Raw genomic sequence first — 10580 nt, forward strand, 5'->3', positions numbered from 1 at the left:
GTCGGGTGTTGTCTCCGGTCCGGCCCGAGACGTGCTTCTGCCTCTGGTGATGGTGCTATTGGCCCAAGCGTGACGCAGAGCACGTAACCGGACTCTTGCCCGCATCACCATCTGTCATGCCAAAATGGGACATCGGGTCCGTCTTGGGCTCGCATCGAAGGTGGGGATGTGGCGGATGGTCGCGCTGTGACTGATCGTCACGTTGGTGTGACTGTCCGCTATGGCCCGGTCCATCGGCTTCCGTCGAGCTTGAACACCTGAGAGGGCAAATCCATCGGTTTGGCCGACGCGGCTGGACGGATGGTGTAGTTGTAGTGCCGAAGACAAGCCGTTCGTCCTATTACCGACTCGGCCCGCGTTTGCCCATATCGGGCAACGTGGGTCAAGGTGCAGAATTTAAGAGGAAAGAACCGCGTTGGTTCGGTTCTCTCGAGGAGGCCGCTCATGACCGCTCGCACCCCTGATGCCGAGCCGTTGCTGACACCCGCTGAGGTCGCCACCATGTTCCGCGTCGACCCGAAGACGGTCACGCGCTGGGCCAAGGCAGGCAAGCTCACGTCGATCCGCACGCTTGGCGGGCACCGCCGCTACCGCGAGGCGGAGGTCCGTGCATTGCTTGCGGGCATTCCGCAGCAGCGCAGCGAGGCCTGACAGCCCTTTTGGGCGGCTTGTGGGGCCCCACCCCATACGTCGCCGTCCGACGGCCACCTGCCCCCATCAGGAGGCCCGAGGGGAGGGCGAACAGCAGGACGCATGACCGTATGACCATAGGAAGATCGCATCGGACTCCGCCGGGTCCGATGCGATCTTCTTCTTTGTGTGCCCGGTCACACGCGATGGAGGTAGGTGCCATTGCACATATTAAATCGAGAGCTCTGCGCAGGGCCTCCAGTTCCTTACTTGTCGCACAACTTCACGTGACTCCCGTCACATGTAAGGCGCTTGAGGATCTTGCCCACGATGCGGTAATGAACCGGCTTGGTCCGTCAGGGGCTTGGCGGTGCCGCGTCTCCTGCGGGCGCGCCGGCCGCCGGCCGGGCGGCGAGGAGGGCGCCAACTCGCGTTTCCCCGGCGGGACTTGCCGGGCGGGTGGTCTGGCCGCCCAGGCGGGCGTAACGGCCCGCACACGGGCGCCTGGGGCCGCGTCGGACGCCGCCGCGCGGCGCGGGTCGCGGGAGGGCGGCAGAAGGCCGGCCCCGGGGGTGTGGTCGGCGGCGTGAGGCCGTGGCCTCACGGGGACGGCAGAAAGCCCGTCTCCGGGGTTTCCGGTGACGGGCTGCTTCCATCTGGTGCGGTCCTGACGGGATTTGCTGTGTTTGTTGTGCGGCTGGCGCCGCGTGGCGCGGCCTCACGGGGACGGCAGAAGGCCCGTCTCCGGGGTTTCCGGTGGCGGGCTGCTTCCATCTGGTGGGGTCCTGACGGGATTTGCTGTGTTTGTTGTGCGGCTGGCGCCGCGTGGCGCGGCCTCACGGGGACGGCAGAAAGCCCGTCTCCGGGGTTTCCGGTGACGGGCTGCTTCCATCTACTGCGGTCCTGACGGGATTTGAACCCGCGGCCTCCACCTTGACAGGGTGGCGAGCACTCCAAACTGCTCCACAGGACCTCGTTGCGAGTCAGACTGTACAGCAGGTCAGGGGGTGCGGTCGAACTCAGGACCAGGCAGCGTCGAGCACCTTGAAGATGCGCTTGTCAGAGACCGGGAAAGCCGTGCCGAGAGCGTGCGCGAAGTAGCTGACCCGCAGCTCCTCGATCATCCAGCGGATGTCGCGTACGGCGGCGGGGACCGGCCGTCCGGCGGGCTGGGCGGCCAGCAGTTCGGCGTACTCCGCCTGGATCTCGTGGACCTTCTCCATCCGCGTGGTGTCGCGTTGGACACCCGTCGGCATCTGCTGGAGGCGGCGGTCGGCGGCCACGAGGTAGCGCATCAGGTCGGGGAGGCGCTTGAGGCCCGCCGCGGTGACGAAACCGGGGTACACCAGCGCGGCGAGCTGCTCCTTGACGTCCTGGACGTTCGCGACGAGTACGAGGCTCGCGGTGTCCTTCAGCCGGCGCTCGCAGGAGTGCCAGGCCGCCAGCACCTGCTGGACCTGCTGGATGGCGCGCCCGGTCAGCCCGACCAGGTCGGCCCGTACGGCGTCGAACAGCTTGCGGTAGCTCTCCTCGTCCCAGGCGGGCCCGCCGTGCTCGGCGATCAGCCGGTCCGCGGCCGCGGTGGCGCAGTCCTCGAAGAGGCCCTGCACGCTGCCGTGCGGGTTGCGGGACAGCGTGAGCTTCTGCTGGTTGGAGAGCTGGTCGGCGGCGAACTTCGCCGGGTTGACCGGGACGTTCAGCAGGATCAGCCGGCGGGTGCCGCGCCACATCGCCTCGGCCTGCTCCGGCTCGGTGTCGAACAGCCGCACCGCGACCGTCGCGCCCTCGTCCACCAGCGCGGGATACGCCTTGACCGGCTGCCCGGCTCGCCTGGTCTCGAAGGTGCGCGGGAGGGTGCCCACGGTCCAGTCGGTGAGCCCGGTGCGCTGCTCCATGGTGGCCAGCGCCGGGTCCGCGGCCCGCTCGAACGCCTTGGTGATCGCCTCCCGCGTCTTCGGCCGCAGCCGCTGCTTGAGTGCGTCGAGGTCCTTGTCCTCCGCGTGGCCGGCGACCTTGCGGTGCCGCTCGTCCACCACCCGGAAGGTGATCTTGAGGTGGTCGGGCACCTTCGACAGGTCGAAGTCCTCCGCCGAGACCCGTACTCCGACCATCCGCTGGAGCTCCCGCGCCAGCACCACCGGCAGCGGGTCAGGGCCTGCCGCGACCCGGTCGAGGAAGGCCGTCGCGTAGTTCGGCGCCGGGACGTAGTGGCGGCGGATCGGCTTGGGCAGCGAGCGGATCAGCTCGGTGACGACCTGCTCGCGCAGGCCCGGGATCTGCCAGTCGAAGCCGTCGGGCACCACCTGGTTGAGCACCTGGAGCGGGATGTGGACGGTCACGCCGTCCGCGTCCCCGCCCGGCTCGAACTGGTACGTCACCCGGAACTTCAGCGCGCCCTGCCGCCAGGAGTCGGGGTAGTCGGCCTTGGTGACCGCCTCCGCGTTCTCGTTGATCAGCATGGAGTGCTCGAAGTTGAGCAACTCCGGTTCCTCGTGCCGCTTGTGCTTCCACCAGGAGTCGAAGTGGGCGCCGGACACGACGTGTTCGGGCAGCTTGCCGTCGTAGAAGTCGAAGAGCGTCTCGTCGTCGACGAGGATGTCGCGGCGGCGGGCGCGGTGCTCCAACTCCTCGACCTCGCCGAGGAGTTTGCGGTTGTCGTGGAAGAACTGGTGGTGGGTGCGCCAGTCGCCCTCGACCAGGGCGTTGCGGATGAACAGCTCGCGCGAGGTCTCCGGGTCGATCCGCCCGTAGTTCACCTTGCGCTGGGCGACCAGCGGGACGCCGTAGAGCGTCACCTTCTCGTACGCCATCACCGCGGCCTGGTCCTTCTCCCAGTGCGGCTCGCTGTAGCTGCGCTTGACCAGGTGCTCGGCGAGGGGCTCGACCCACTCCGGCTCGATCTTCGCGTTGACCCGCGCCCACAGCCGGGAGGTCTCCACCAGCTCGGCCGACATGATCCAGCGAGGCGGCTTCTTGAACAGCGCGGAGCCGGGGAAGATCGCGAACTTCGCGCTGCGGGCGCCCAGATACTCGTTCTTGTCGGCATCCTTGAGGCCCAGGTGCGACAACAGGCCGGCGAGCAGGGACACATGGACCCGCTGCGGGTCGGCCGCGTCCTGCCCGCCGGTGGGTTCGGGGCCGATGGTGATGCCGAGCGACTTGGCGACCGAGCGGAGCTGGCTGTAGATGTCCTGCCACTCGCGGATACGCAGGTAGTTGAGGAACTCGGCGCGGCACATCCGGCGGAAGGCGGAGGAGGACAACTCCTTCTGCTTGTCGCGCAGATACGCCCACAGGTGCAGGAAGGAGAGGAAGTCGCTGCTCTCGTCCTTGAACCGGGCGTGCTGCTGGTCGGCCTGCGCCTGCTTGTCGGCGGGGCGCTCGCGCGGGTCCTGGATGGACAGCGCGGCCGCGATCACCATCACCTCGCGCACGCAGCCGTTGTGGTCCGCCTCCAGCACCATGCGGGCCAGCCGCGGGTCGACCGGGAGTTGGGCGAGCTTGCGGCCGGTCTGGGTGAGCCGCTTGCGCGGGTCCTTCTGCTGGGCGTCGAGCGCGCCGAGTTCTTCGAGGAGTTGGACGCCGTCCTTGATGTTGCGGCTGTCCGGCGGGTCGATGAACGGGAACTTCGCGATGTCGCCGAGCCCGGCCGCCGTCATCTGCAAGATCACCGAGGCGAGGTTGGTGCGCAGGATCTCCGGGTCGGTGAACTCCGGACGGGACAGGAAGTCGTCCTCGTCGTAGAGCCGGATACAGATGCCGTCGGAGGTGCGGCCGCAGCGGCCCTTGCGCTGGTTGGCGCTGGCCTGGCTGACCGGCTCGATCGGCAGCCGCTGCACCTTGGTGCGGTGGCTGTAGCGGGAGATGCGGGCGGTGCCGGGGTCGATCACGTAGCGGATGCCCGGGACGGTCAGCGAGGTCTCCGCCACGTTGGTGGCCAGCACGATGCGGCGGCCGCTGTGCTGCTGGAAGACGCGGTGCTGCTCGGCCGACGACAGCCGCGCGTACAGCGGCAGCACCTCGGTGCCGCGCAACTGCCGCTTGGTGAGGGCGTCGGCGGTGTCGCGGATCTCCCGCTCGCCGGAGAGGAAGACCAGGATGTCGCCCGGGCCCTCGGCCTGCAGTTCGTCCACCGCGTCGCTGATCGCGGTGATCTGGTCCCGGTCGGCCTCCGCCGAGCCCTCTTCGAGCAACGGCCGGTAGCGCACCTCCACCGGGTACGTGCGCCCGCTGACCTCCACGACCGGGGCGTCGCCGAAGTGCCGGGAGAAGCGCTGCGGGTCGATCGTGGCGGAGGTGATGACGACCTTGAGGTCGGGGCGGCGGGGCAGCAGTTGGGCGAGGTAGCCGAGGATGAAGTCGATGTTGAGGCTGCGCTCGTGGGCCTCGTCGATGATGATCGTGTCGTAGGCGCGCAGCTCGCGGTCGGTCTGGATCTCGGCCAGCATGATGCCGTCGGTCATCAGCTTGACCAGGGTGGAGTCGCCCACCTGGTCGGTGAAGCGGACCTTCCAGCCGACCGCCTCGCCCAGCGGGGTGCGCAACTCCTCCGCGACGCGCTCGGCGACGGTCCTGGCCGCGATCCGGCGCGGCTGGGTGTGGCCGATCAGGCCGCGCACGCCCCGGCCCAGTTCCAGGCAGATCTTCGGGATCTGGGTGGTCTTGCCGGAGCCGGTCTCGCCGGCGACGATCACCACCTGGTGGTCGCGGATCGCCGCGAGGATGTCGTCCTTCTTCTGGCTGACCGGCAGCGACTCGGGGTACGTGATCCGCGGCACAGCGGCCCGGCGCGCGGCTATCCGGGCCTCGGCCCTCCCGATCTCCGTGTCGATCTCGGCGAGCACCGCGGCGCGCGCCTCCGGCTTGCGGATGCGTCGGGCGCCGTCGAGCCGTCGGCCGAGCCGCTGCTCGTCACGCGAGGAGAGCGCGGGCAGCCGCGCGGCGAGTTCGGAGAACTCGGCGGGGGAGGAGGGTTGCGTAGACATACGCGATCCAGCATCGCACCTGCCGGGGAGGACGGGCGAACCCATTTCGGCGGGGTTTCGGGCGACCGGACGCCGGAGCGGTCCGCCGGGGTGGGCGCCGGGTGCCTGTTGGGTGCCGGTCGGGTGTTGCCGCGTGTTTGCCGGGCGCTTTTCGGGGCTCCCGCCGGGGTGACCCGCATCACGACACAGGGCCCGTCTCCGATGGAAACGGGCCCTACGTCGTGCGGTGGCTGGGGCCGGGGTCGAACCGGCGACCTACCGCTTTTCAGGCGGTCGCTCGTACCAACTGAGCTACCCAGCCGCAGCGGTCCTGACGGGATTTGAACCCGCGGCCTCCACCTTGACAGGGTGGCGAGCACTCCAAACTGCTCCACAGGACCTTGCTTGTGCGGCACAAGTGTGACACATGATGTGCCCTGGTCTCGCACCGGTTTTTCGCGACGCCTGCGCCATGCCTTCCCGGCTGCCGGCAATCCCTGGGGATTTCCCGTGACCGTTCGGACATTTCGGCGGGCTGATGTCGCTTGATCAGCGTAGCAGAATCGGGGCGGGGCCCCGTACGCGCGAGGTCCGCGCGGGTGTGGGCAGGGCTTTGACGGTGTCATGACGCGCTGGGTAGCGTGCGGCCATGGACGTGCTGAAGTACGTGGCTTTCGCCACCGACGCCTCCGGGGGGAACCCGGCGGGCGTGGTGCTGGACGCGACCGGCGCCGACGAGGCCGCGATGCTGGCCGTCGCCGCCGAAGTCGGCTACTCGGAGACGGCGTTCGCCGTACCGCGCCCCGACGGCGGCCTGGACGTCCGCTACTTCAGCCCGCTGGCCGAGGTGTCGTTCTGCGGGCACGCGACCATCGCCACCGCGGTCGCCCACGCGCGTGAGCACGGCCCCGGCGCACGGGACTTCCACACCCGGGCCGGGCTCGTCCGGGTCGGGACCTCGGTGGGGGCCGACGGCGTGATCACCGCCGAGTTGGTGAGCGTGCCGCCCAGGTCGGTGCCGCTCGCCCCGGACGACCTGGCGGAGTTGCTCGCCGCGCTGCGCTGGTCCGCGGCCGAACTGGACCCGGCGCTGCCGCCTCGGATCGCCTACGCCGGCGCCTGGCACCCGGTGATCGCCGCCTTGACCCGGCAGCGGCTGGCCGCGCTCGACTACGACATGGCCGCGCTCGGCGACCTCATGCGCCGCCGCGACTGGACGACGGTCGACCTGGTCTGGCGGGAGTCGGCGACGGTGTTCCACGCCCGCAATCCCTTCCCGCCCGGTGGCGTGGTCGAGGACCCGGCCACGGGTGCGGCGGCCGGCGCGTTCGGCGGCTACCTGCGGGAACTCGGCCTGGTCGCACTGCCGGCCGAGCTCACCGTCCACCAGGGCGACGACATGGGCCGGCCGAGCGTGCTGACCGTCGGCGTTCCCGCGGACCCTGCCGAGGGCATCAGCGTGCGCGGCGCGGCCGTACCGATCCCGGACTGACGTCAGGCCCGGCGCCGCGCGTCACCCGTACGGGCGCGGTACGGACGGCTCGGGACGGGTCCCGGGTCGCACCGGGTAGACCTGGGGGAGCCGCCGGAAGGGGCGGACCCGGGTGGACCGGGGGCGCGAGCGGGGAGTCGAGCGATGGCCGGACACATGCGGTGCGGGTACGTTGCGGGCGCGGTGCTGGCGGCCGCGGTACTGGCGGGATGCGGGTCGGGCGGGCACGGCGACGGGCACGGGAGCGGGACCGCCCAGGGGCCCGGGCGCACACCGGCGACCACCACAGCCGCGACCTCCACCGCGCCGCCCCCGGTCTCGCCCGCCACCGCGACCACTCCCACCACCGCGTCCCCGAGCGCCGGCACCACCACCGTCTCCACGCCTGCTACGACGGCACCTGCGAGATCACCGTCTCCCGGCCGGTCACCATCCCGGTGGACAGCCGGTTCGGCTTCTCCGCGTTCAAGGTCACCCGGATCGGCCCCGACGGCGTCACCATCGAGGCGAACGGCGGCGGGACCCACCTGGAGTCCGGGGTCAGCCCCGGCGGCACCGCCGCGCTGAACGGCATCTCGGTACGGGTCGGGCCGGTGCACGGGGGCACCGCGGACCTGTCGATCTCGCACCGCTGATCCGCCGCGCGGGCGGTCAGGTGCTCGGCTTGGCCAGGAGGAGCTCGGTGTTGTGGTCGGCGGAGGTACCGAGCTTGGCGGCGGGGGTGGCGTAGGGGTCGTTGAAGGAGAGCTCGCGGTAGAGGGCGGCGAGGTTGGGCTCGGTGGTGGTGCCGAAGTCGGTCGCGTAGGGGGCGGCGGACTCGACGAGGGTGGTGAAGAGCGACAGGGTGCCGTCGTGGTTGTCGGCGATCTCGATCAGCCGGGCGTGCTGCGGGAAGTCGACGTGGGAGGCGGTGTTGATCTCCCAGAACGCCCGCTCGGGGACGGCGTGGCCGTGCGGGGTGATGAGGTTGGCGTGCGTGTGGCCGTTCACCCAGGCCACCACGTTGGGGTAGCGCTGCAGCAGGGTGACGAGTTCGGTGCCGGTGTGCCGGCCGTCGAGGAGGTTGTACGGGTCGGGCAGCGTGTTGCCCATGGTGGTGCTGGTGTGGTGGCTGAACAGGACGACGAGCTGGTCCTGCGAGCCGCGCCGGACCACGTTGCCGTCGGTGTCGTACCAGTGGGTGCTGTACGACTGGAGCACCGACTCCAGCCACTTGAGCTGGGCGGAGCCGATGGAGCCGTCCGCCCACCCGGCGCGGTTGGTGGTGTCGAGGCTGACGCCGAGGACGCCGTCGGAGATCGGGAAGGAGTAGTAGAGCTTGCCGCTGTCGGCCGCCGCCGGGGTGAAGCCGTGGCCGTACGGGCCGGGGCCGGTGCGGGCGGTGTCGAGGTGCGCCTGGGCGAACTGCTTCGGGGTGAAGGGGGCGCGGCGGGCGTCGGGGGTGACCGAGCGGACCGGGCCGCCGCCTTCGAGCAGGCCGAGCAGGAGGGCGACCGCGGTCGCCGGGTCGTGCTGGATCGCGTCGGCGAGCTTGGCCGCGGTCGCGTCGTCCACGCCCTCGATCTTGCCGCCGCCGGTGTAGAGCGAGCCCAGCAGGCCCAGGTCGGGCAGGGTGCCCTCGATGCTGTCGTCGTGGTTGCCCACCGTGGTGTACCAGGGGGTGCGCAGCCCGGTCGCGGTGAACGGCTTCCCGGCCGCGGCCAGGAAGCCCGGCACCTGCGGGAAGCCGGCCGCCTTGTAGTGGTCCTGGTAGGACGACTCGGGGTTCCAGTACAGCGCGGAACCGGAGTTCTGCACGCCCTCGTACCGCGAGGTGTCCCCGGTGTTCGGGGTGATCGCGCCGCCGCTCATCACCGTGAGGTACCAGTCGAGTTCGACCTGCTCGTGATTGTCGGTGTTGTCGCCGGTCGCCATCACCAGCGAGAACGGCAGGCCCGTGTAGGGGCCGCCGGAAAGGGAGTTGACCCGGTCCACCAGCGAGGCCGCCCCGTGCACGGTCAGCGCCTCGTGCGGGCGGTAGGCGGAGTCGATGTACTGCGCCAGGTACTCGAAGCGCACCGGCGACTCGGTGTCGGCCAGGTGCAGGTCGGTGAACTGCACGAAGGAGGCGAGCCCGGTCCGCGTGGTGTCCCGCCCGGAGCCGGCCGCGGCCAGCTCGCCGCGTACCACCAGCGGCCAACCGGGCCCGGCCGCAAGCCTCTTGTACGTGCCGGTGCCGGTCGCCGTCGCGGCCTGGGTGAGCGTGGTGCCCTCGACCGCCACGGCGCGCGCGGCGGTCGCGGCGACCGCGCGGTCGTGGGCCGCGGCCGACGCGAACGGGCTGTCCACCAGGGTCAGGGCGGCGGCCGCCGCCGTGGCGGAGGCACCGGAGAGGAACTGGCGTCTGCTGGCTGCGCGCATGGACAAGTCTCCTGACGGTGGGCGGGGTTGGCGCTCGTGCGGCTGCTGCTCCGGCCGTTCGTCGGCCGGCGTGTCGGGCGTCGCTCGGCCCGTGCCGGTGACGTGCCCGGCGCGCGCTCAGCTCCGTATTACCAGCCGGTAATGGCCAACCGCCAGGGTCCCGCCGCATCTTCACGGCGGGTTGGCCGCCGCGTGAACCGGCCGTGAAGCGACGGCGGCGGTACGCGGCGGAGGTTCGTACGCGTCGGATGCCCGTAGGCGGCGCAGGTCCGTACGCGGCGGAGGTCCGTACGGGAGGACGTGGCCGGGTTCGGGCTCGCGGGGTGAAGTGCGGCTGTGCTCGGGGGAGTTCAGCTCTGGGCGGTCGGGCGGATCACGATCTCGTTGACGTCCACGTCCGCCGGCTGCTCGACGGCGTAGCCGATGGCCCGGGCGATCGCGTCCGGCGGGATGGCGATCTCGTCGCGCTTGGCGAGGAGTTCGGCGCGCACCCGCGGGTCGGCCGCACCCGCCGCGAAGTCGGTGTGCACGAAACCGGGGGAGACGGAGGTGACGCGGATGTGCGGGCCCGCTTCCTGGCGCAGGCCCTCGCAGATGGTGCGGGCGGCGTTCTTGGTCGCCGCGTAGACCACCTGGCCGGGGACGATCCGCAGGCCCGCGGTGGACAGGGTCGTGACGAAGTGCCCCGAGCCCTGGGCGCGGAAGACCGGCAGGGCCGCGGCGATGCCGTGCAGCAGGCCCTTCACGTTGATGTCGACCATGTCCGCCCAGTCGTCGACCCGCAGGTCGTCGAGCGGGGAGACCGGGCCGATGCCGGCGTTGCCCACCAGGACGTCGAGCCGGCCGAAGCGCTCCCCGGCGAGGGCGACGAGCGCCGCCAGGTCCTCGCTGCGGCGTACGTCGGTCCTGGCGGTGACGGCCTCGCCGCCGACCGCGGTGATCCGCGCGGCGAGCGCGTCCAGCCGGTCGGTGCGGCGTGCGCCGAGCACCAGCCGGGCGCCGCGCGCGGCGAGCAGCAGTGCGGTGGCCTCGCCGATGCCGCTGCTCGCGCCGGTGAGGGCGACGACCTTGCCGCGCAGCGGGGGCGTGGGGGA

The 10580-nt window shown here is 71.1% G+C and carries 6 protein-coding genes and 3 tRNA genes; 3 read left to right on the forward strand and 6 right to left on the reverse strand.

The annotated features are described in order from the left end of the window. Positions 1 to 444: 444 nt before the first annotated feature. Positions 445 to 651: a developmental transcriptional regulator BldC gene (gene bldC, locus AC13HU_RS21485; protein WP_003949541.1), complete on the forward strand. Its 207-nt coding sequence runs from the start codon at positions 445 to 447 to the stop codon at positions 649 to 651. An 877-nt stretch (positions 652 to 1528) separates the two neighbouring features. Here the strand turns inward: bldC and AC13HU_RS21490 are convergent. The 4 genes from AC13HU_RS21490 to AC13HU_RS21505 form a co-directional block, all read right to left on the reverse strand. After that, positions 1529 to 1603, reverse strand: a tRNA-Asp gene (locus tag AC13HU_RS21490). A 46-nt stretch (positions 1604 to 1649) separates the two neighbouring features. Further along, a complete protein-coding gene (gene hrpA / locus AC13HU_RS21495) occupies positions 1650 to 5615 on the reverse strand; it encodes an ATP-dependent RNA helicase HrpA (RefSeq protein ID WP_483043545.1) in 3966 nt (1321 codons plus the stop codon). Positions 5616 to 5842: 227 nt separating this feature from the next. Beyond that, a tRNA-Phe gene (locus AC13HU_RS21500) sits at positions 5843 to 5916 on the reverse strand. A 4-nt stretch (positions 5917 to 5920) separates the two neighbouring features. Next, a tRNA-Asp gene (locus AC13HU_RS21505) sits at positions 5921 to 5995 on the reverse strand. Between the two features lie 248 nt (positions 5996 to 6243). On the opposite strand from AC13HU_RS21505, the gene AC13HU_RS21510 reads away from it, so the two are divergent. Next, the gene (locus AC13HU_RS21510) at positions 6244 to 7086 is read left to right on the forward strand and encodes a PhzF family phenazine biosynthesis protein (protein ID WP_483043546.1); all 843 of its coding nucleotides are present in this window, start codon (positions 6244 to 6246) and stop codon (positions 7084 to 7086) included. A gap of 209 nt (positions 7087 to 7295) precedes the next feature. Continuing rightward, a complete protein-coding gene (locus AC13HU_RS21515) occupies positions 7296 to 7721 on the forward strand; it encodes a hypothetical protein (RefSeq protein ID WP_483043547.1) in 426 nt (141 codons plus the stop codon). A 16-nt stretch (positions 7722 to 7737) separates the two neighbouring features. Here the strand turns inward: AC13HU_RS21515 and AC13HU_RS21520 are convergent, their stop codons facing one another. Both AC13HU_RS21520 and AC13HU_RS21525 read right to left on the reverse strand, forming a co-directional pair. Continuing rightward, positions 7738 to 9486 (reverse strand): TIGR03767 family metallophosphoesterase, encoded by a 1749-nt coding sequence (locus tag AC13HU_RS21520; protein WP_483043548.1) that lies wholly within the window; start codon positions 9484 to 9486, stop codon positions 7738 to 7740. Positions 9487 to 9836: 350 nt separating this feature from the next. Further along, positions 9837 to 10565 (reverse strand): SDR family oxidoreductase, encoded by a 729-nt coding sequence (locus tag AC13HU_RS21525; protein ID WP_483043549.1) that lies wholly within the window; start codon positions 10563 to 10565, stop codon positions 9837 to 9839. Positions 10566 to 10580 lie beyond the last annotated feature (15 nt).

Source organism: Streptomyces sp. NH27 (assembly GCF_056859195.1).

Coding starts and splice junctions, on each gene's coding strand:
- hrpA (WP_483043545.1), bottom strand. CDS start 5,615: ATGTCTACGCAACCCTCCTCCCCCGCCGAGTTCTCCGAACTCGCCGCG.
- AC13HU_RS21510 (WP_483043546.1), top strand. CDS start 6,244: ATGGACGTGCTGAAGTACGTGGCTTTCGCCACCGACGCCTCCGGGGGG.
- AC13HU_RS21520 (WP_483043548.1), bottom strand. CDS start 9,486: ATGCGCGCAGCCAGCAGACGCCAGTTCCTCTCCGGTGCCTCCGCCACG.
- bldC (WP_003949541.1), top strand. CDS start 445: ATGACCGCTCGCACCCCTGATGCCGAGCCGTTGCTGACACCCGCTGAG.
- AC13HU_RS21515 (WP_483043547.1), top strand. CDS start 7,296: ATGCGGGTCGGGCGGGCACGGCGACGGGCACGGGAGCGGGACCGCCCA.